We start from the raw sequence: 20,291 nt of genomic DNA, 5'->3' as shown, positions 1-20,291 counted from the left end.
CTCATGTCCCGGGCGGGCGCGGCGGGTCGGCGTCCGGGGCGAACCAGGGCTCGGCCGAGGCCCGGCGGGCCATGAGCGGCCCCACCCGGCGGGGCGGGCGGGCCGCGTGGCCGGGGCGGCGCGGTCGTACGTGGTCGATCACGGCCAGGGCCGCGCGCAGCAGCGCCGCCGGGACGACGAGCAGGACGAGGACCCAGAACAGGGTCACGCCCCAGGGCCGCCCCACGCCCCAGGGGTGCTCGGCGAGCACCTTGCCGCCGTACTTCAGCGACACGGTGTAGTCGCCGTGCGCCCCGGCTCCGAGCTCCACCGGCAGCTCGATACGGGCCTCGCCCCCGGGCCGGATCGTGCCGCGCCACCGCTGGTCCTGCCACTGCGGGGCGAACACGCCGTGGGAGGTGCCGACCTGGAAGACCGGGTTCTTCACGGGGGACGTGCCGACGTTGCCGACGGTGACCACGAGGGTCCGCTCGGGCGGGGAGCCGAACCAGGTGAGCAGACCGCCGGAGCCCCGCAGCCGGGTGTCCGCGAGCAGGGACAGCCGCCCACCGGCCGCGTCCGCGGGCAGCGGCTCGACGGCGTGCCCGGCGACCTGGAGGGCGGCGTCGGCCTCGGCACCGCGTCCGGTCACCGTCGCCACGTGCACCACGCAGGGGCACGGCACGGGCGGCTCCACGACGGGCAGTTCGCGGCGGAAGCGCCCGTCGGAGCCGGTGGTGACGGCCCGGCCGTCGGCGTTGGCACAGGAGTTGGTGCCACCGGTCACGCCCCGCTTCGGCTCGGCCTGCCCGCACACGAGCAGCGTGAGCAGGGCCCGGGGCCGCCAGCCGCTGCCGCTGACGGTGACCGAACCGCCGGTTCCGGCCTGGGCCCTGTCCAGCTCGACGACGGGCCGCTCCGCACCCCGCGCGACCCCGGCTCCCGCCAGGACCAGCAGCAGGGCGACCAGCACCGTGAGCGACACGTACGTCGGACGAACGACGGGCGACATCGGCGATATCGGCGACATCGGCGGCTCCAACGGATGTGCGGTGCGGGCGGGCGGCCGGGTGGGGTGCTGCTTCACAGTCGGGTGGCGCGGGTGTGGTGCTGTGCTGTGCGGTGCTGCTGCGCGGACGTACGAGCGGGCGGGCGGAGTTGCGGTGTGGCGGCGGGGGCATGACGGCGGCGTGCGGGCGGGCTGCGGGGGCGGGTTGCATGACCGCGGCCCGCGAGGAGGGGTGCAGGACCGCAGCCTGCGAGGAGGGGTGCTGCCGGGCCGCGACTCGCGCAGGTGCTGCCGGAGCGCGCCCCGCGGGCAGGCGCCCGGATCGCCCCCGTGCGGTTCGGAAACCGGCCGCACCCCCGCCAGACAGGGTGCGCCGCCGTCAACGGTCGGCCCTGGCCCCCTGATGACGTCGCGTCAGCCACAGTGCGCCCGCCGCTCCGGCGAGCAGGACCGTGCCGCCGAGGGTGCCGAGGGCGACGGCCGAGTCCTCGGGTCCGGTCCGCGGCAGCCCGGCACCGGCATCCCCGGTGTCCCCGCCGGTGCCGCCGCCCTGGGTGGAACCGCCGGAGCCACCCCCGCTCCCGCCCCCGCTCCCGGCGCTGACGTCCAGGGTGAGGGACGGGCCCGGGTCGTTCGTCGGGGTGCACGTGGTCGTCGTGCCGAGTGCCTTGATGGTGAGCACACCGGCCGTGAAGGTCACCTTGCCGCTCTTCTTCGGCGTGTACGTGCCGCTCAGATCGCTGATCTTGATCGGCGTATTGGCCGGGATCGCGGCGTCGTTGGCGGGCCCGGACACCGCCAGGGTGCCGCTGTCGGCACCGCCCAGGGCGATGGTGGCGCTCGGCGTCATCGCGCCCTTGCCCAGTTCGACCGGGCTGGAGGAGACGCCCTTCTGCCAGGACATGGTGATCCGGTAGCCGTTGCCACTCTCGACACCCTTGATGTCGATGGGCGAGACGGCACTCTTGTCGCCTATCGGCGTCTTGCACTGGTAGTTGACGTCGACGACCTCGGCCCGGGCGACGGGGGCGGCCATCCACACCGCCGAGCCGGCCAGGGCCGCGGCGGACGCGAGCGCGGCGGTTCGTTTGCGGTACGACACGGTGCCGCTCCCCTTCCTGTTTCCTGACGGCGTATCAGATCGGGCCGTCAAGGTACGCCCGGGGCCTTGAGGAAGGAAGACGCAGTGCGCGCCGGATCCGTGGGGATCCGGCGCGCGGTGAGTGGCGTAAGAGGTCCGATGCGGGGTCGTCACCCGTTCGGGCGCACCAAGGGCGCTCACCGGGACCCGAAAGCAGCAGATACGACCCATACCGGACAGGAATGGTCACGACCGGACAGTCGCACCCCCAGGCCGGTCGGGCGCACCACGAGACGGGCCGGGCACACAGCGGAGCCGGAACGCGTACTCCCCGCGATCAGGCCGGTGCGCCCAGTTCCGCCCAGACCGTCTTGCCGGAGACGCCCGGCGCACGGACGACGCCCCAGTCCAGGCACAGGCGCTGGACGATGAACATGCCATGGCCACCCGGGCGCCCCGCGCGGTGCGGGGTACGAGGGGCGGGCTGGCCGGTGCCCCGGTCGGTGACCTCCACGCGGATCACCTTGTTGTCGCAGGTGATCAGCAGCTGATCCGGCCCCTCGGCGTGCAGGCAGGCGTTGGTGACCAGCTCGGAGACGACCAGCAGCACGTCCTCGGCGGCGGCCCGCTGGTCGGCGGAGGCGGCGGGCAGCCAGCCCCACGCGTACAGCGCCTGGCGGGTGAAGTCACGGGCGAGCGGCACCACGCCGCTCTGGTCCTCGAAGCTCAGCCGGCGCACCTGCCGACCCCCCGGCGGCGCCGCGGCTCCGGACGGCGCACCCACGCCCTCTCCGGCCGCACCGGCCGCCGCTACGCCACCCTCGGACGCCCCGGAAGCGCCGCTGGGCTCCGGCCCGCGGTCGCCCGGCGGGTAAGGCCGGGTGGTGCTCATCAGCGCTTCACCTCACCGATTCACCAGTTCACGATTCACAACATTCACTACACAGTCGGTCACACAGCGCGCGGCACGTCGGTTTCACGGCGCCCCGCCACCCCGGCGACCTACAGGTTCAGGATGTCTCCTGCCCTGGCGGACCGACTGAACACCCATGTATTCGGCACGAAAGACGTGACGGGGCTGGGACACCGGTCACAGGGGGATGGCCGAGGCACCGCGCGCCGACGCACGGCAGGTCAGCCCGACTCGTCGGTCAGGGCCGCCTCGAGCGAGTCGTGGACGCTGAAGACCGCATCCGCGCCGGTGATCTCGAAGACGCGGGCCACCACCGGCTGCATGGCGACGAGCGAGACGCCGCCACCGGCGGCCTCCGCCTTCAGCCGCGCACCGAGGAGCACGTTGAGTCCCGTGGAGTCACAGAACTCCAGGCGTGCGCAATCGATGATCAGGCGCTTGAATCCTTTGGCGAGGCAGTCGTCGAGTGGCTCACGCAACAGATCGGCGGTGTGGTGATCCAACTCACCCGCCGGGGTCACGACGGCGCTAGAGCCCTCTTCCCGCACCTCCACCAGAAGCCGGCCAGACTGTGCGCTGCCGACCGTCCCGCGGTCCATGCCGTCTCTCTCTCCCGACGTCGAGGTGGTTGCTGACGCCCTCGAACACTACGCCTTCCCCGCACGGTCCGACACCCGAACAACTACACACAAACGGACATATGCCCACAGAACGCACTTGCGGTGGGCTCGGGAAAGCGGGTAGGCCTAGTAAGGACACGTACCCGACACGGCCGGCTTTGGAGGCGCCGCACACCGCAGTGCACCTAACGGCTCCGGCAGCCATATGCCGAGAACGATGGAGGACATCATGTCACCCCGGCTCGACGACTCGCGTACCCACAAAGCGGCGTCGACACCCCCTCCGGAACATCTGGATCCCATCGAGCAGGTCGAGATGCTCGTCACACAGGACGACCTCCTCTCCGGTCTTCCGGACATCCCCCCGTACGAGGAAGTCGACGCGGTCGACGCCCGGGCGCTGTCCAAGACCCTCTTCGAGCGTCTGGAGACGCTGGAGGAAGGGACCCACGAGTATTCGTACGTCCGCAACACGCTCGTCGAACTGAACCTCGCGCTCGTCAAGTTCGCCGCCTCCCGGTTCCGCTCCCGCAGCGAGCCGATGGAGGACATCATCCAGGTCGGCACCATCGGCCTCATCAAGGCGATCGACCGCTTCGAGCTGTCCCGCGGTGTGGAGTTCCCCACGTTCGCCATGCCGACCATCGTCGGCGAGATCAAGCGCTTCTTCCGTGACACCTCGTGGTCCGTGCGCGTTCCGCGTCGTCTGCAGGAGCTGCGGCTGGACCTGGCCAAGGCCGGGGACGAGCTGGCCCAGAAGCTCGACCGCGCCCCCACGGTGGCCGAGCTGGCGGAGCGTCTCGGGATCTCCAACGACGAGGTCGTCGAGGGCATGGCAGCCTCGAACGCCTACACGGCCTCCTCGCTGGACGCCCAGCCGGAGGAGGACGACTCCGAGGGCGCTCTCGCGGACCGCATCGGCTACGAGGACCACGGGCTCGAAGGCATCGAGTACGTCGAGTCGCTGAAGCCGCTGATCGCGGAACTCCCGCCGCGCGACCGGAAGATCCTGTCCCTGCGCTTCGTCGCGGGCATGACCCAGTCGGAGATCGGCGAGGAGCTGGGCATCTCGCAGATGCACGTCTCGCGTCTGCTGTCGCGGACGCTGGTGCGGCTGCGCAAGGGACTGACCGTCGAGGAGTGACCCTCGAACGACCCCTGGTGTACGTGTCCCTCGGGGGCGGGCCGGACGGCCCGCCCCCGGGCGCGTGCCACCGGTGGTGTCGCGGGGGCCCGTCAGGGGTCTGCCCGGCGGCGTCTCAGGAGTTGAGGAACAGCGCGGCCGTCGGCAGCAGCGGGGCCGTCAGGCTCAGCAGCCAGTAGGTGTGCGGGGCGAGCGCCGTGCGGCGCCGCAGCGGGCTGTTGGCGAGCCACCAGATCAGGACGTACAGCGTGACCACGGGGACCGCGATCACGAGCGCGGGGGCGATGCCGTCGTTCTCGGTGGGTTCCCGCATGGTCCAGCCGGCGTCGGCGAGCGGCCAGTTCGCCGCGACGTACCAGAGCAGCCAGATCGGCACCACGCCCGGGATCCCGAGCAGGACGTTCACCACGAGGGGTGCCGACCAGTGCCCCGCCCACCGTCCCTGCCCCATGTGTCCCCGCCCTTCGCCGATGCCGGTCGGTCGTTCCGTTCGTCCGACGCGGCATCGCATTATCGCGGGCCGGTGATCACACCACGCGCTGCCCCCGCCGCCACACCCCGCTGACCAGCGGGACACCGGGGCGGTAGGCGAGGTGGACATGGCTGGGGGCGTCGAGGAGCGTCAGGTCCGCGTAGGCGCCCGGGGTGAGGCGGCCGACGTCGTCGCGCCGCAGGGCCGCCGCGCCGCCCGCGGTCGCCGACCACACGGCCTCGTCCGGGGTCATCCCCATGTCCCGTACGGCCAGCGCGACGCAGAACGGGACGGACGAGGTGAAGGACGAGCCGGGGTTGCAGTCGGTGGACAGCGCGACCGTGACGCCCGCGTCCAGCAGGCGCCGCGCGTCCGGCCATGCCGCCCGCGTGGAGAACTCGGCGCCGGGCAGCAGGGTGGCGACCGTACGGCCGGAAGCCAGGGCGTCCACGTCGGCGTCCGTGAGGTGGGTGCAGTGGTCGGCGCTGGCCGCGTCGAGCTCGACGGCGAGCTGCACGCCGGGGCCGTAGGAGAGCTGGTTGGCGTGGATACGGGGGTGCAGGCCCCTGGCCTTGCCTGCGGTGAGGACGGCGCGGGCCTGGTCGCCGTCGAAGGCGCCCTTCTCGCAGAAGACGTCGATCCAGCGGGCGTGCGGGGCGCAGGCGTCGAGCATCTCGCCGGTGACCAGGGCGACATAGCCGGCGGGGTCGTCGGCGTGGTCCGGCGGGACGATGTGGGCGCCGAGGTAGGTGACCTCGTCGGTGTGGGCGGCGGCGATGCGCAGGGCGCGGGCCTCGTCCTCGACGGTCAGGCCGTAGCCGGACTTGGTCTCGAACGTGGTGGTGCCCTGGCGGAGGGCTTCGGCGAGGTAACGGGTGACGTTGGCCTCGAGTTCCCGGTCGCTCGCCGCCCGGGTGGCCGCGACGGTGGTGCGGATGCCGCCCGCGCTGTACGGCCGCCCGGACATCCGGGCGTTGAACTCCTGCGTCCGGTCGCCGGCGAAGACGAGGTGGGAGTGGGAGTCCACGAAGCCGGGCAGGACCGCCCGGCCGCCGGCGTCGACCCGATTGTCAGTGGCGGGTGCTTTGCTGTGATCACCGGTCCACACGACGCGGTCGCCTTCGATGACGACGGCCGCGTCCCGGACCAGTCCGAGGGGGGAATTGTCACCGAGGGAGGGGTCGTTGGTGACCAGGCTGGCGATGTTCGTGATGAGTGTGCTCGCGGTGCTCGCGGAGTGGGCGGGGCTGACGGTCGTCGCGTTGCTCATGGCGTCCTCGGTGGCCTGGTCGGCGGTGGGGTCTGATGCGTGGCCCGGGTTCCCGGGCTTCATCCGCGCAGGGCTTCGACGGCGTCCGCGAGGGCTCGCGGCACGTCCGGTACGAGGGAGTGGACCCCGTCCCGTACGACGTGCCGGCCTGCCACGACCGTATGCGACACGTCCGCTGCCGACGCGGCGAATACGGCCGTCTCGGCCCCGAGCCGCGGAAGCGGCCCTGCCGTCCTGACGGAGTCGAGCGCGAGGGTGGTGAAGTCGGCGAGCGCGCCGGTCTCCAGGAGGCCCGCGTCCTCCCAGCCGAGGGCCGCGTGGCCGTCGACGGAGGCCGCCCGGAGCAGGGCCGCCGCCGTCCAGTGACCTCGGGTTCGGGTGCGCAGCCGCTCGTTCAGTTCCATGGCCCGCGCCTCTTCGAGCAGGTCGATGACGGCGTGGCTGTCGGAGCCGAGACAGAGCGGGGAGCCCTCGTTCTGCAGGGCGACGGCCGGTCCGATGCCGTCCGCGAGGTCCCGCTCGGTGGTCGGGCACATGCAGGTGCCGGTGCCGCTTGCGCCGATGAGGGAGATGTCCTCGGCGGTGAGATGGGTGTTGTGGACGCCGGTGGTGCGCGGCCCGAGGACGCCGTGCAGGGCGAGGAGCTGGGTCGGGGTGCAGCCGTGGGCCTCCCGGCAGGCGTCGTTCTCGGCGGTCTGCTCGGACAGGTGCACATGGAGCGGGGCCCGCCGCTCCTCGGCCCAGCGTGCGACGGTCTCCAACTGCTCGGCGGGCACGGCTCGTACGGAGTGGATCGCGGCCCCGATCCGTGCGTGATCCCGTTCCTTGAGAAGTGCACAGCGTGTGGTCCAGGCCTCGGCGTCGCCGTCGGAGAAGCGGAGCTGGTGGGCGGTGGGGGGCTGTCCGAAGCCGGAGGAGAGGTAGGCGGTGTCGAGGAGGGTGATGCGGATGCCGGCCTCGGCCGCGGCCGCGATGAGGGCCTCCCCCATGGCGTTGGGGTCGGCGTAGGGGGTGCCGCCGGGGGCGTGGTGGACGTAGTGGAACTCGCCGACGGCCGTGATGCCGGCCAGGGCCATCTCGGCGTACACCGCGCGGGCGAGGGCGTGGTAGCTGTCCGGGGTGAGCCGGGCGGCCGTGGTGTACATGACCTCGCGCCAGGTCCAGAAGGTGCCGGAGCCGACCTGGACGGTGCCGCGCAGGGCGCGGTGGAAGGCGTGGCTGTGGGCGTTGGCCAGGCCGGGCAGGGTGAGTCCGCGCAGGACCTCGGCGCCGGGGGGCGGGGTGGGGGTGCCGGTGCGGACGGCGGTGATGCGGCCGTCCGCGACGTCGAGGGCGACACCCGGCTCGACATGGGTGCCGAGCCAGGCGTGCTCCAGCCAGTAGGTCCGCGGGGCTGCTGTCGTCACCTGCACGCCAGTCCTTCCAGTACGTCGGCGAGTGCGAGTACCCCGGCGACGCAGTCGTCCTCGCTCGCGGACTCGGCCGGGGAGTGGGAGACGCCGGTGGGGTTGCGCACGAACAGCATGGCGGTCGGGATGCTCCCGGACAGGATCCCGGCGTCGTGTCCCGCGCCGGTGCCGAGGACGGGGACCGTGAGGTCGCTGTCCGTGCCGAGGATGCGGGCGAGTTCGTCGCGCAGGGCGTGGTCGAACTCGACGACGGGGGTGTAGGACTCGCGGACGATGTCGAGGTCGATGCCGTGGGCGTCCGCGTAGCCGCGGGCCGCCTTCTCGATGCCGTCGACGACGGTGTCGAGGCCGGCCTGGTCCTCGGCCCGGGAGTCGAGCCAGCCGCGTACGAGGGAGGGGATGGCGTTGACGCCGTTGGGTTCGACGGCGATCTTGCCGAAGGTGGCGACGGCTCCGGCGAGTTCGGCCTCGCGCCGGGCGGCGAGGACGGTCTCGGCGTAGGACAGCATGGGGTCGTGGCGGTCGGCGAGCCGGGTGGTGCCGGCGTGGTTGGCCTCGCCGCGGAAGTCGAACCGCCACCGGCCGTGCGGCCAGATCGCGCTGGCGAGGCCGACCCGGTCGCCGGACAGGTCCAGGGCCCGGCCCTGTTCGACGTGCAGTTCGACGAAGGCGCCGATGCGGGCGAGCCGTTCGGGGTCCGGCCCGATGGCGTCCGGGTCGTACCCGGCCGCCTCCATGGCCCGGGGCAGCGTCACGCCGTCGCCGTCGATGAGCAGGTGCGCCTGGGCGCGGGTGAGCTGCCCGGCGGTGAGCCGGGACCCGACGCAGGCGAGCCCGAACCGGGCGCCCTCCTCGTCGCCGAAGTTCACGATGGCGAGGGGCCGGGTGAGGCGGGCGTCCCTGCGACGCAGCTCGTCCAGTGCGGCGAAGGCGGACACCACTCCGAGGGGGCCGTCGAAGGCCCCGCCGTCGGGCACGGAGTCGAGGTGCGAGCCGGTGACGACGGCGTCCCCGGCGGTGGGGTCGCCGAGCCAGGCCCACTGGTTGCCGTTGCGGTCGACCTCGTGGGTGAGGCCGCGCGAGCGGGCCTGGTCCTCGAACCAGGCCCGGCATTCGCCGTCGACCGCGGTCCAGGCGAAGCGCCGGTAGCCGCCGGAGCCGGGGTGCCTGCCGAGGGGGAGCAGCTCGCGCCACATCTGGTGGAAGGAGCCGCCGCTGTTCTGGGTCACGCCGGGTCACCTTCGCGCATCGGGACGCGGACGCCGCGCTCCCCCGCCACCGACTCGGCGATGTCGTACCCGGCGTCGACGTGCCGGATGACGCCCATGCCGGGGTCGTTGGTGAGCACCCGGCGGATCTTCTCACCGGCGAGGGCGGTGCCGTCGGCCACCGTGACCTGCCCGGCGTGGATGGACCGGCCCATGCCTACGCCGCCGCCGTGGTGGATCGACACCCAGGACGCCCCGGAGGCGACGTTGACCATGGCGTTCAGCAGCGGCCAGTCGGCGATCGCGTCGGATCCGTCGAGCATGGCCTCGGTCTCGCGGTAGGGGGAGGCGACCGAGCCGCAGTCGAGGTGGTCGCGGCCGATGACGACCGGCGCGGCCAGCTCACCGGTCGCGACCATGTCGTTGAAGCGCTCACCGGCCTTGTCGCGCTCGCCGTAGCCGAGCCAGCAGATGCGGGCGGGCAGGCCCTGGAAGTGGACGCGTTCACCGGCCATCTTGATCCAGCGGGCGAGGGACTCGTTCTCCGGGAAGAGGTCGAGGATCGCCTTGTCGGTCTTGGCGATGTCGGAGGCCTCGCCGGACAGGGCGGCCCAGCGGAAGGGGCCCTTGCCTTCGCAGAACAGCGGGCGGATGTAGGCGGGGACGAAGCCGGGGAAGGCGAAGGCGCGGTCGTATCCGGCGAGTTGGGCCTCGCCGCGGATGGAGTTGCCGTAGTCGAAGACCTCGGCGCCGGCGTCCATGAAGCCGACCATGGCCTCGACGTGCCGGGCCATGGACTCGCGGGCCCGGGTGGTGAAGCCGGCCGGGTCCTTGGCGGCGGCGTCGGCCATGTCCTCGAAGGCGGTGCCCAGCGGCAGGTAGGCCAGCGGGTCGTGGGCCGAGGTCTGGTCGGTCACGATGTCGATGGGGGCGCCCATGGCGAGCAGCTGCGGGAGCAGTTCGGCGGCGTTGCCGAGGACGCCGATGGACAGGGGGCGGCGGGCGTCGCGTGCCTCGGTCGCCAGCTTCAGGGCGTGGTCGAGGCTGTCGGCCTTCACATCGAGGTAGCGGTGCTCGATGCGCCGCTCGATGGCGCGCGGGTCGCAGTCGACGCAGATCGCCACGCCGTCGTTCATGGTCACGGCGAGCGGCTGGGCGCCGCCCATGCCGCCGAGGCCGGCGGTCAGGGTGATGGTCCCGGCCAGTGTCCCGCCGAACTTCTTCGCGGCGACGGCGGCGAAGGTCTCGTAGGTGCCCTGGAGGATGCCCTGGGTGCCGATGTAGATCCAGGAGCCGGCGGTCATCTGCCCGTACATGGTCAGGCCGAGGTGTTCGAGGCGGCGGAACTCCTCCCAGTTGGCCCAGTCGCCGACGAGGTTGGAGTTGGCGATCAGGACGCGCGGGGCCCACTCGTGGGTCTGCATGACGCCGACGGGGCGGCCGGACTGGACCAGCATGGTCTCGTCCTGCTTCAGGCCCTTCAGGGTGCGGACCATGGCGTCGAAGGAGCGCCAGTCGCGGGCGGCCTTGCCGGTGCCGCCGTAGACGACGAGCTTGTCGGGGTGCTCGGCGACCTCGGGGTCGAGGTTGTTCTGGAGCATCCGCAGGGCGGCTTCCTGCTGCCATCCCAGGGCGCTCGGTTCCGTGCCGCGCGGTGCTCGGACGGGGCGTGGTCCTGACATGGTCTGCCTCCTGGTGGGTGCGTGGTGCTCCCGGCGGTGTGTTGCTGCCTCTATTCACATCCTGGACTTCTGAATAGAGCTAGTCAATACGTCGGGGTGTCGGCGCGGCGCCGCCGTGGGTGTTTGGCTGGATGCATGGGCGCACACATCGAGACGGACATCGGACGGGACGGGACGGACGGGGCCGACGACACCGGGGCCCGGCGGGCCGCGCGGCGGGACGAGGCGGTGCGGGCCGCCGTGGAGCAAGGGCTGCTCGGGCCCGACAGCCCCATCGTCGGGCTGCTGGACGTCACCGGCATCCGGGAGTCGGCGGCGCGGCTGCGGGCGGCGTTCGAGGCGGTGGTGGCGCCGGGTACGCCCGTGCTGCACGCCTTCGCGGTGAAGGCGACCCCGCTCGTGCCGGTGCTGCGGCTGCTGCGCGAGGAGGGGGTCGGGGCGGAGGTCGCGAGCCCCGGTGAGCTGGCCCTGGCCCGGGCGGCGGGCATGCCGCCGGAGATGACGGTGCTCGACTCGCCCGCGAAGACACCGGCCGAGCTGCGCGAGGCGCTGGCCCTGGGCGTCGCCGTCAACGCGGACAACCCGCAGGAGCTGGACCGCATCGACGCCCTGCTGCGGTCCTCGACCAGCCGCTCCCCGCTGGGGATCCGGGTGAATCCGCAGGTCGGCGGGGGTTCCATCGAGGCGTTGTCCACGGCGACGGCCACCTCGAAGTTCGGGGTGGCGCTGCGTGACGAGGGGGCCCGAGAGTGGGTCGTCCAGGCGTATCTGGACCGGCCCTGGCTGACCAGGCTGCACGCGCACACCGGGTCCCAGGGCATCCCGCTGGACCTCATGGTCCGGGGTGTGGCGGAGACGTACGCGCTGGCGGAGGAGATCAACCGGCGGGCCGGGCGGCGTCAGGTCGACACGCTCGACATCGGCGGCGGCCTGCCGGTGAACTTCGCGTCCGAGGAGACGGCACCGACCTATGCGCGGTACGCGCGGTTGCTGGCGGAGGAGGTGCCGGGGCTGCTGGACGGGCGGTACGGGCTGGTCACCGAGTTCGGGCGGTCACTGCTGGCCAAGCACGGGACGGTGGTGGCGCGGGTCGAGTACGCGAAGACCTCCGGTGGGCGGGCGGTGGCGGTGACGCACGCCGGGGTGCAGGTGGCCGCACGGACGGTGTACGCCCCGGGGAGCTGGCCGTTGCGGATCTCCGCGTACGACGCGAAGGGGCGGCCCAAGGAGGGGCCGGTGGTGGTGCAGGACGTGGCGGGGCCGGCCTGTTTCGCCGGGGATCTGCTGGCGGAGGGGCGGTCCATGCCGTTGCTGGAGCAGGGGGACTACGCGGCGGCGCTGGACACCGGGGCGTACTACTTCGCCCACCACTATGGCTACAACTCCCTGGTGCGGCCGGGGGTGTACGGGTTTGTGCCGGGTGGGCGGTTCGCGGTGGTGCGGCGGGCGCAGACGGTGGAGGAGGTGGTTGCCGAGTCGGGTGGGGGTGAGGTGGATGCGTTGTGTTGACGGGGGCGGGGTGGGGGTTCCGTAGGCGTCTGGCCTCGCGTGGGTTGTGGCTTGTCGCGCAGTTCCCCGCGCCCCTGAGGGAGCGGGGTGAGGGGTTCCGTAGGCGTCCGGCCTCGCGTGCGTGGTGGGTTGTCGCGCAGTTCCCCGCGCCCCTGAAGGGGCGGGGTGAGGGGTTCCGTAGATGTCCGGCCTCGCGTGCGTTGTGGCTTGTCGCGCAGTTCCCCGCGCCCCTGAGGGGGCGGGGTGAGGGGTTCCGTAGATGTCCGGCCTCGCGTGCGTGGTGGCTTGTCGCGCCGTTCCCCGCGCCCCTGAAGGGGCGGGGTTAGGGGTTCCGTAGGTGTCCGGCCTCGCGTGCGTGGTGGGTTGTCGCGCGGTTCTCCGCGTCCCTGGGGTGTTGTTCCGTCGTCGGTTTTTACACCAGCGCCGGTGACTTCCTTCGGGCTCCGCCCGGGGCTGCGTCGCCTGCTGCGATGCCGGTGGTGCGGTAGGCCTTCACGCGTGGGCCGGCCGGGTGGGACGCTCCGCCTCGGAGCCAGTCGACGCGGACCCACAGCAGCGCCTCGCCGGTCTGCTCGCGGCGGCCCAGCCAGGCCGACTTCAGCCACAGGCCCGCGCCGCAGCCGGCCAGGAGCATGCCCCCGGCCGCCGGGACCGCGAAGGAGCTGCCCAGGGCGGCCAGGAAGGCGAGGAGGAGCCACCAGCAGTGGCCCCGGCGCCAGTTGCGTACCGTGACCGCGCGGTCCTGGAGCACGTCGTGCTTGCCGGCCCGGGCCGCGGCCGCCGCCAGTGCCGCGTAGCGCTTCCGCCGGCTCCCGGCGACCGTCGCCGTCGCCAGGACGAAGAGGGCCGCTCCGGCCAGGACGCCGATGCGGCGTCCGGTCAGGCCCGGTGCGAGCAGGCCGATGCCCGCCGCGAGAACGCCCAGCCACCACAGCGGGGCCGCCCCCGCCCGTACGACGACGGCCACTCGGGCCAGTCCCTGTCCTCCACGCGTCACGTCCAGCCTCCGTCCGGTCCGAAGCCTTTTGGGAGCCGTACGGTAGCGGCGCAACGTGAGACGAGTCTTAAAAACGCGCCCGTGCCGTCAACCGTCAGTCGACGAACAGGCCCCGCGCCGCCGCCTTCGTGTCGAACTCCTCCAGGCGGGACTGCGCCTGGGGCAGGTCATCGCACATGGCCTCCAGCAGCACCCGGCCGAGCAGCATCGGCGCGCAGGCCGTGTCGAAGGCGAGGCCGGTGCCGACGGCGGCCGGGAGCAGCAGGTCGGACACCTTGGCGACGGGCGCGAAGGCGGAGTCGGCGACCGTGACGACGGTCAGCCCGGCCTCCTTGGCATAGGCGAGGGTGTCGACGACCTCGCGGGGATGCCGGGGCAGCGCGAAACAGAGCAGCGCGCTCGCCCCGGCCCGGACGGCGGCGTCGATACGGTCCTGGACCATCGTGCCGCCCTCGCCGAGCAGCCGTACGTCGGGATGCACCTTGGCGGCGAAGTAGGCGAAACCGTGGGCCTGGGCAGCGGCCGCCCGCAGGCCGAGAACGAGCAGCGGCCGGGAGCCCGCGAGGAGACGCCCGGCGCGCTGGACGGGGCCGGGGTCGGCCAGCGCCTCCGCCAGGTGCCGCAGATTCTCGATCTCGGCCTCCACGGCCTGCTGATACTCGTTGTGGGACCCGGCCTCGGCGGCGGGTTCGGCGGGAGCGACCTCGCGCAGATGGCGGCGCAGGGCGGGGTAGCCGTCGAAGCCGAGGGCGACGGCGAACCGGGTCACGGACGGCTGGCTGACCCCGGCCAGCTCGGCCAGCTCCACGCTCGACAGGAACGGCACGTCGGCCGCGCGCCGCACCATGCTGTGCGCGATGCGCCGCTGGGTCGGCGTCAGCCGGTGGCCCTCGAAGAGGGCCTGCAGCCGCGCGGCAGGGCTGTCGGTCACGCTCATGACGTGCTCCCCCTCGCCTATTCAGTAGCTGAGGATTCTGCATGAGCATATGCAGACCGGCAAGCCGGGTGGGCGGCGATCGACTGCGCCCACCTCGCGGAGGCGGTCGATCGGCGCGTCGTCCCCCGGGGAACACGGGGGCTAACCCCAGTGCGGTCGGCGGCAGCGGTTTCTACCGTGGACGGCATGACGGGAATGGACGCGCGGGACACCGACCTCAAGAGGGAACTGGACGCCACCCTGCACGCGCGCAGGGACCTGGGCGAGGAGTACGAGTCGGCGCTGGTCGACTCGTTCCTGGAGAAGGTCGACCAGCGGATCGACGGCGCGGTGGAGCGCCGGGTGCGCCGGCAGCTCGCGGAGCAGCAGATGCAGACGGCCCGGGACTCCCGGTCGCCGAAGGTCACGGACTCGTGGGGCGAGCGGTTCGGCTTCGGGATCGTCTCCCTGGTCCTCGCGGTGCCGCTGTCCGCGATCGGCGCGGGCACGGCCCGGCTGCCCGGGCTGCTCGTCGCCTGGGCGGGCATCGTCGGCGTCAACGTCGTCCAGGCGCTGCGCGCCGACCCCCACCTCTTCGGCCGCCGCCGCAGGTCCTCCCAGGACGGTGACTGGGAGGACTGAGCACACGCACGCCGTTCGGAATGCGCGGGGACCGCCGCACCCCCGTGTACGGGGGGCGGGACGACGGCGGTCCCCGCGAGGGACGCGGGCCCGGTCAGGCCGGGCGTACGCGTCCTGGGCGTCCATGGAGGTCCGGGAGCCGCTCCGGAGGTCCGTCGACGCCGTTCGCCGCCGGTTCGGGCGGGGAGCCGCTCCCACCCTCGCCGACATCCACCACTGTGCAGGACGCGTGTTAAGCGGGTGCTGCGCGAACATGACGCGCGCGTACCGTTTCCGCGAAGTCCGCGAAGATCACGGGCGCGTCAAGTCCGGCCGATTCACCGGCAGTTCACCGGCCGTTGGCCGTCACTTCCCGGTGCGGGCGAGGAAGGAGAGCAGGTCCTGGCGGCTGACCACACCGGTCGGCTTGCCCTCGACGAGGACGATCGCCGCGTCCGCCTTGCCCAGCACGGCCATCAGGTCCGCGACCGGTTCGCCGGAGCCGACCTGGGGCAGCGGGCCGGACATGTGCTTCTCCAGCGGGTCCTCCAGCGAGGCGTTCTTGCTGAACAGCGCGTCCAGCAGCTCGCGTTCCACGACCGAGCCGACGACCTCGGCCGCCATCACGTCGGGGTGTCCGGCGCCCGGCTTGACGACCGGCATCTGCGAGACGCCGTACTCGCGCAGCACGTCGATGGCCTGACCGACCGTCTCCTCCGGGTGCATGTGGACGAGGGAGGGCATGCGGTCGCCCTCCTTGTCGTTCAGCACGTCGGCGACGCGGGCGCTCGGGCCCGTGTCCTCCAGGAAGCCGTAGTCGGCCATCCACTCGTCGTTGAAGATCTTGCTGAGGTAGCCGCGGCCGCTGTCCGGCAGCAGGACCACCACGACGTCGTCCTCGCCGAGCCGCTCGGCGACCTCCAGCGCGGCCACGACGGCCATGCCGCAGGAGCCGCCGACGAGCAGGCCCTCCTCCTTGGCGAGGCGGCGGGTCATCTGGAAGGAGTCCTTGTCGGACACGGCGACGATCTCGTCCGCGACGCTCCGGTCGTAGGCGGTCGGCCAGAAGTCCTCGCCGACGCCCTCGACGAGGTAGGGCCGCCCGGAGCCGCCGGAGTAGACGGAGCCCTCGGGGTCGGCGCCGACGACCTTCACCGAGCCGCCGCTGATCTCCTTCAGATAGCGGCCGGTTCCGGAGATGGTGCCGCCGGTGCCCACGCCCGCCACGAAGTGGGTGAGCTTGCCCTCGGTCTGCTCCCACAGCTCGGGGCCGGTGGAGTGGTAGTGGGAGAGCGGGTTGTTGGGGTTGGAGTACTGGTCGGGCTTCCAGGCCCCCGGCGTCTCACGGACCAGCCGGTCGGAGACGTTGTAGTACGAGTCGGGGTGCTCGGGGTCCACCGCCGTGGGGCACACCACGACCTCGGCGCCGTACGCGCGCAGCACGTTGATCTTGTCGGTGCTCACCTTGTCGGGGCACACGAAGATGCACTTGTACCCCTTCTGCTGCGCCACGATGGCGAGTCCGACGCCGGTGTTGCCGCTGGTCGGCTCGACGATCGTGCCGCCGGGCTTGAGTGCGCCGCTCTCCTCGGCCGCCTCGATCATGCGCAGGGCGATGCGGTCCTTCACGGAACCGCCGGGGTTGAAGTACTCCACCTTGGCCAGGACCGTCGCCCTGATGCCCTTGGTCACGCTGTTGAGCTTCACCAGCGGGGTGTTGCCGACGAGGCTGATCATCGAGTCGTGGAACTGCACCGTTGTCTCCGGATGCCGCAGAAGTGGTCTGAGTGGTGCCGCCAGCCTATGACCTCGCGGTGGTCCGTGACGGTCGATCACTCCCTGTTGCGATTGGGCGACGGGCTGTACGGGGCAAGCACTGGGTGTACGGGTTCGAGGAGGTGGCAGCGACGCATGACGAGCATGTCGAGGGCGAGGGTGGCCCGGCGGATCGCCGCCGGCGCGGCGTACGGCGGCGGCGGGGTCGGTCTGGCCGGGGCGGCGGCGGTCGGTCTGGTGCTGGCCGAGGTGCAGCTGGCGCGGCGCCGGGTCGGCAACGGCACGTCTCCTCGGGTACCGCACGCGGACGGGCTGTACGGCCGGGTCTACGCCGGTCCGGCCGAGGCGCCGCTGAGGCTGACGATGCTGGGCGACTCCACGGCCGCGGGCCAGGGCGTGCACCGGGGCGGGCAAACACCGGGGGCGCTGCTGGCGTCGGGGCTCGCGGCGCTGGCCGAGCGGCCGGTGGCGCTGCGCACGGTGGCGACGCCCGGGGCGCGTTCGGACGACCTGGACCGTCAGGTGGCGCTGGTGCTGGCCGATCCCGACCCGGTGCCCGACATCTGCGTGATCATGGTCGGGGCCAACGACGTCACCCACCGCATGCCCCCGACCCGTTCGGTGCGCCACCTCGCCTCGGCGGTCCGGCGGCTGCGCACGGCCGGTGCCGAGGTGGTGGTGGGCACCTGCCCCGACCTCGGCACGATCGAGCCGGTACGGCAGCCCCTGCGCTGGCTGGCCCGGCGGGCCTCCCGCCAGCTGGCCGCCGCCCAGACGATCGGGGTCGTCGAGCAGGGCGGCCGCACGGTGTCGCTGGGTGACCTGCTGGGCCCGGAGTTCGCCGAGAACCCGCGCGAGCTGTTCGGCCCGGACAGCTACCACCCCTCCGCCGAGGGCTATGCGACGGCGGCGATGGCGGTCCTGCCGACCGTCTGCGCCGCCCTGGGCCTGTGGCCCGCCGAGGAGGAGCGCCCGGACGCCTCCCGCCGCGAGGGCTTCCTGCCGGTGGCGCGGGCGGCGGCGGAGGCCGCCTCGGAGGCGGGCACGGAGGTCGCGGCGGCGATGCCGAGCGGACCGCGCGGGCCGTGGGCCCTGCTGAAGCGCCGCCGGCGCCGGCGGGTCCCCGAGCAGGAACCGGCGCCCGCGACCCCTTCGAACTGAGGAGCACGGCGGAGGAGACTGGAGAGGGGCGCCCGGCACACCCGCCGGGCGCCGCCAGGAAAGCAAGCGCTTGGAAACTGCGGTCAGGGTCACACCGTGACACCCGTGACCCAGGCCATACGTACAGGTAACTTCCCAGTCAGCCCTGCCAGACCACCCGGTACGTCAATGGAGCCGTGATGCCCGAAGCCGTGATCGTCTCAGCCGCCCGCTCCCCCATCGGCCGCGCCTTCAAGGGCTCCCTGAAGGACGTACGGCCGGACGACCTGACCGCCACGATCATCCAGGCCGTCCTGGCCAAGGTCCCCGAGCTGGACCCGCGGGACATCGACGACCTGATGCTCGGCTGCGGCCTGCCCGGCGGCGAGCAGGGCCACAACCTCGGCCGTGTCGTCGCCGTGCAGATGGGCATGGACCACCTGCCGGGCTGCACCGTCACCCGGTACTGCTCGTCCTCCCTCCAGACCTCCCGGATGGCTCTGCACGCCATCAAGGCCGGTGAGGGCGACGTCTTCATCTCGGCCGGTGTCGAGACGGTCTCCCGGTACGTCAAGGGCAACTCCGACAGCCTCCCGGACACGCACAACCCGTTGTTCGCCGACGCCGAGGCCCGTACCGCCGCGGTCGCCGAGTCCGAGGGCTCGACCTGGCACGACCCGCGCGAGGACGGCCTGCTGCCCGACCCGTACATCGCGATGGGCCAGACCGCCGAGAACCTGGCCCGCGCCAAGGGCGTCACCCGCCAGGACATGGACGAGTTCGGCGTCCGCTCGCAGAACCTCGCCGAGGAAGCCATCAAGAACGGCTTCTGGGAGCGCGAGATCACCCCGGTCACCCTCCCCGACGGCACGGTCCTCGCCAAGGACGACGGCCCCCGCGCCGGCGTCACCCTGGAGGGCGTGCAGGGCCTCAAGCCGGTCTTCCGCCCCGACGGCATGGTCACGGCCGCCAACTGCTGCCCGCTGAACGACGGCGCCGCGGCCCTCGTGATCATGTCCGACACCAAGGCCCGCGAGCTGGGCCTCACGCCGCTGGCCCGGATCGTGTCGACCGGCGTCTCCGGCCTCTCGCCCGAGATCATGGGCCTCGGCCCGGTCGAGGCGAGCAACCAGGCCCTCAAGCGCGCCGGGCTGGGCATCGGTGACATCGACCTGGTCGAGATCAACGAGGCGTTCGCCGCCCAGGTGATCCCCTCCTACCGCGATCTGGGCATCCCGCTGGAGAAGCTGAACGTCAACGGCGGTGCCATCGCCGTCGGCCACCCGTTCGGCATGACCGGCGCCCGCATCACCACCACGCTCATCAACTCCCTCCAGTTCCACGACAAGCAGTTCGGCCTGGAGACGATGTGCGTCGGCGGCGGCCAGGGCATGGCCATGGTCATCGAGCGCCTCAGCTGAGCGGCGCAGCGTAACCGCCATAGCACCCGCTGTGAGCCTCCGGTCCGGAACCCTGGAAACTCCAGGGTTCCGGGCTGTTTTGTGATCCAATCTCCCCCAGGATGTGACCTATCTCCCTCCGCCGGGGGAGAACCGCAGGTCACAGTGGACCCACCCCCTCCCCCGGCATCGAAGCCCCGTCCGTTTCGTGACGTTACGCACTGACAGCCGGTCAGTCCGCCCTTCAAGCTGATGTAGGAAGTCGGGGGTCGACTTTGAACCGGGAGTACGTCAGTGAGCGCCATGCCGATCGCGTTGCTGGTGACCACGGCCGCCACGGGCGCCGTGGGCGTCGCCGTCCTGCGCACCGTCCTGCAGCTGCGCCGACAGGTCGCGGCCCTGCACACCGCGCTGGCCGAGAGCCGTGCCGCCACGACCCGTGCGCTGCTGCCCGCCGCTCGTACCGCTGCCGACACCGATGAGATACGCGCCGCCGTGGCGGCGGCACTCGCCGAGGAGCGGGAGCGGGAGCTCGCCGAGGCGCGGGCGTTCTGGGCCGCCCAGGAGGCCCGTGACGCCTCCGACGCGCCCTCCCTGCTGGGCGGTCTGCACGAGGTCGACCTGTTCCTGCCCCGCCAGGCCGATTTCGCGGGCCTCGAGCCGGTGTCCGAGCACGGCGCCGACACCGAGGAACCCGCCACCGAGTCCCCTGAGCTGGCCGCGGCCCGCCGCCGGCACCCCTCGCACCCGGACTTCGTGCCGACGCAGTCCCCGGTCGTGAACGACCACGAGCGCACCGTCGCCGCTCTGGAGGAGCTGGCCTCCTCCCGCGTCGAGCTGACCGATGTCCGCCCCGGCCCGCTGGGCACGCTGGACGTCTATGTGTTCGCCGACGGCACGACCCTGTGCATGACCCCGGGCCATCGCGAGACCGCCGAGCACCTCTCCGCGGCCCTGCGCGCGGGCCGGACCCCGGTCCTGCTGGGCGGCTCGGGCATCTCGGGGGCCTACACCCTGACGTTCGAGTGCGGCGAGGAGAACGTCTACATCCTCGCGGACCGGGTCATCGCGTCCCTCTAGGGAAGCGCCCCGAAGGGGCGCGGGGAACTGCGCGACCAGCCACAGACGACCCGCACCCCGCGCAC

18 protein-coding genes are annotated in these 20,291 nt (G+C 72.6%); 6 read left to right on the top strand and 12 right to left on the bottom strand.

The window, feature by feature from the left end:
- Position 1: 1 nt before the first annotated feature.
- From ACFZDE_RS23435 to ACFZDE_RS23420, 4 genes are all read right to left on the bottom strand, one after another.
- Positions 2-991, bottom strand: coding sequence for a hypothetical protein (locus tag ACFZDE_RS23435; RefSeq protein WP_391202480.1), 990 nt, complete (start codon positions 989-991; stop codon positions 2-4).
- Between the two features lie 376 nt (positions 992-1,367).
- Positions 1,368-2,090, bottom strand: coding sequence for an LPXTG cell wall anchor domain-containing protein (locus tag ACFZDE_RS23430; RefSeq protein ID WP_391004583.1), 723 nt, complete (start codon positions 2,088-2,090; stop codon positions 1,368-1,370).
- Between the two features lie 316 nt (positions 2,091-2,406).
- On the bottom strand, positions 2,407-2,961 hold the full coding sequence (locus ACFZDE_RS23425; RefSeq protein WP_391004581.1) for an ATP-binding protein: 555 nt from the start codon (positions 2,959-2,961) through the stop codon (positions 2,407-2,409).
- Positions 2,962-3,203: 242 nt separating this feature from the next.
- Entirely contained in the window at positions 3,204-3,581 is a 378-nt protein-coding gene (locus ACFZDE_RS23420; protein ID WP_391004579.1) for an anti-sigma factor antagonist, read from the bottom strand.
- A 250-nt stretch (positions 3,582-3,831) separates the two neighbouring features.
- On the opposite strand from ACFZDE_RS23420, the gene ACFZDE_RS23415 reads away from it, so the two are divergent.
- A complete protein-coding gene (locus ACFZDE_RS23415; protein WP_381428989.1) occupies positions 3,832-4,746 on the top strand; it encodes an RNA polymerase sigma factor SigF in 915 nt (304 codons plus the stop codon).
- Positions 4,747-4,861: 115 nt separating this feature from the next.
- On the opposite strand, the gene ACFZDE_RS23410 is transcribed toward ACFZDE_RS23415, so the two are convergent.
- The 5 genes from ACFZDE_RS23410 to hutU form a co-directional block, all read right to left on the bottom strand.
- The gene (locus ACFZDE_RS23410) at positions 4,862-5,197 is read right to left on the bottom strand and encodes a hypothetical protein (RefSeq protein ID WP_391202477.1); all 336 of its coding nucleotides are present in this window, start codon (positions 5,195-5,197) and stop codon (positions 4,862-4,864) included.
- A 76-nt stretch (positions 5,198-5,273) separates the two neighbouring features.
- Positions 5,274-6,551, bottom strand: a complete 1,278-nt coding sequence (hutI, locus tag ACFZDE_RS23405; RefSeq protein ID WP_391202474.1) for an imidazolonepropionase — start codon at positions 6,549-6,551, stop codon at positions 5,274-5,276.
- Positions 6,548-7,900 carry a formimidoylglutamate deiminase gene (locus ACFZDE_RS23400; protein ID WP_391202471.1) on the bottom strand — a complete coding sequence of 451 codons (1,353 nt, stop codon included), beginning with the start codon at positions 7,898-7,900 and terminating at the stop codon, positions 6,548-6,550. The genes hutI and ACFZDE_RS23400 overlap by 4 nt, the downstream gene beginning before the upstream one ends.
- Positions 7,891-9,093 (bottom strand): allantoate amidohydrolase, encoded by a 1,203-nt coding sequence (locus ACFZDE_RS23395; RefSeq protein WP_391202610.1) that lies wholly within the window; start codon positions 9,091-9,093, stop codon positions 7,891-7,893. The genes ACFZDE_RS23400 and ACFZDE_RS23395 overlap by 10 nt, the downstream gene beginning before the upstream one ends.
- Before the next feature lie 29 nt (positions 9,094-9,122).
- Positions 9,123-10,787 (bottom strand): urocanate hydratase, encoded by a 1,665-nt coding sequence (gene hutU, locus ACFZDE_RS23390; RefSeq protein ID WP_391202468.1) that lies wholly within the window; start codon positions 10,785-10,787, stop codon positions 9,123-9,125.
- Between the two features lie 135 nt (positions 10,788-10,922).
- On the opposite strand from hutU, the gene ACFZDE_RS23385 reads away from it, so the two are divergent.
- Entirely contained in the window at positions 10,923-12,296 is a 1,374-nt protein-coding gene (locus tag ACFZDE_RS23385; RefSeq protein ID WP_391202465.1) for a diaminopimelate decarboxylase, read from the top strand.
- Positions 12,297-12,708: 412 nt separating this feature from the next.
- On the opposite strand, the gene ACFZDE_RS23380 is transcribed toward ACFZDE_RS23385, so the two are convergent.
- Together ACFZDE_RS23380 and ACFZDE_RS23375 are read right to left on the bottom strand one after the other, a co-directional pair.
- On the bottom strand, positions 12,709-13,293 hold the full coding sequence (locus ACFZDE_RS23380) for a hypothetical protein (RefSeq protein ID WP_391202462.1): 585 nt from the start codon (positions 13,291-13,293) through the stop codon (positions 12,709-12,711).
- A gap of 94 nt (positions 13,294-13,387) precedes the next feature.
- Positions 13,388-14,230, bottom strand: a complete 843-nt coding sequence (locus tag ACFZDE_RS23375) for a MurR/RpiR family transcriptional regulator (protein WP_391004564.1) — start codon at positions 14,228-14,230, stop codon at positions 13,388-13,390.
- A 186-nt stretch (positions 14,231-14,416) separates the two neighbouring features.
- Here ACFZDE_RS23375 and ACFZDE_RS23370 point away from each other — a divergent pair, with 186 nt between their 5' ends.
- Positions 14,417-14,851 (top strand): hypothetical protein, encoded by a 435-nt coding sequence (locus ACFZDE_RS23370; protein ID WP_391202459.1) that lies wholly within the window; start codon positions 14,417-14,419, stop codon positions 14,849-14,851.
- A gap of 345 nt (positions 14,852-15,196) precedes the next feature.
- Here the strand turns inward: ACFZDE_RS23370 and ACFZDE_RS23365 are convergent, their stop codons facing one another.
- A complete protein-coding gene (locus tag ACFZDE_RS23365; protein ID WP_391004560.1) occupies positions 15,197-16,585 on the bottom strand; it encodes a cystathionine beta-synthase in 1,389 nt (462 codons plus the stop codon).
- Between the two features lie 156 nt (positions 16,586-16,741).
- On the opposite strand from ACFZDE_RS23365, the gene ACFZDE_RS23360 reads away from it, so the two are divergent.
- From ACFZDE_RS23360 to ACFZDE_RS23350, 3 genes are all read left to right on the top strand, one after another.
- Complete coding sequence (locus ACFZDE_RS23360) at positions 16,742-17,767, top strand: GDSL-type esterase/lipase family protein (protein WP_391004558.1); 1,026 nt, start codon at positions 16,742-16,744, stop codon at positions 17,765-17,767.
- Positions 17,768-17,946: 179 nt separating this feature from the next.
- The gene (locus ACFZDE_RS23355; protein ID WP_391202456.1) at positions 17,947-19,167 is read left to right on the top strand and encodes an acetyl-CoA C-acetyltransferase; all 1,221 of its coding nucleotides are present in this window, start codon (positions 17,947-17,949) and stop codon (positions 19,165-19,167) included.
- Between the two features lie 273 nt (positions 19,168-19,440).
- Complete coding sequence (locus ACFZDE_RS23350; RefSeq protein WP_391004554.1) at positions 19,441-20,226, top strand: hypothetical protein; 786 nt, start codon at positions 19,441-19,443, stop codon at positions 20,224-20,226.
- Positions 20,227-20,291 lie beyond the last annotated feature (65 nt).

This window comes from Streptomyces sp. NPDC007929 (assembly GCF_042959065.1).
In the GTDB taxonomy this organism is placed as follows: domain Bacteria; phylum Actinomycetota; class Actinomycetes; order Streptomycetales; family Streptomycetaceae; genus Streptomyces.
This window is presented reverse-complemented; position numbering and strand designations above follow the sequence as displayed.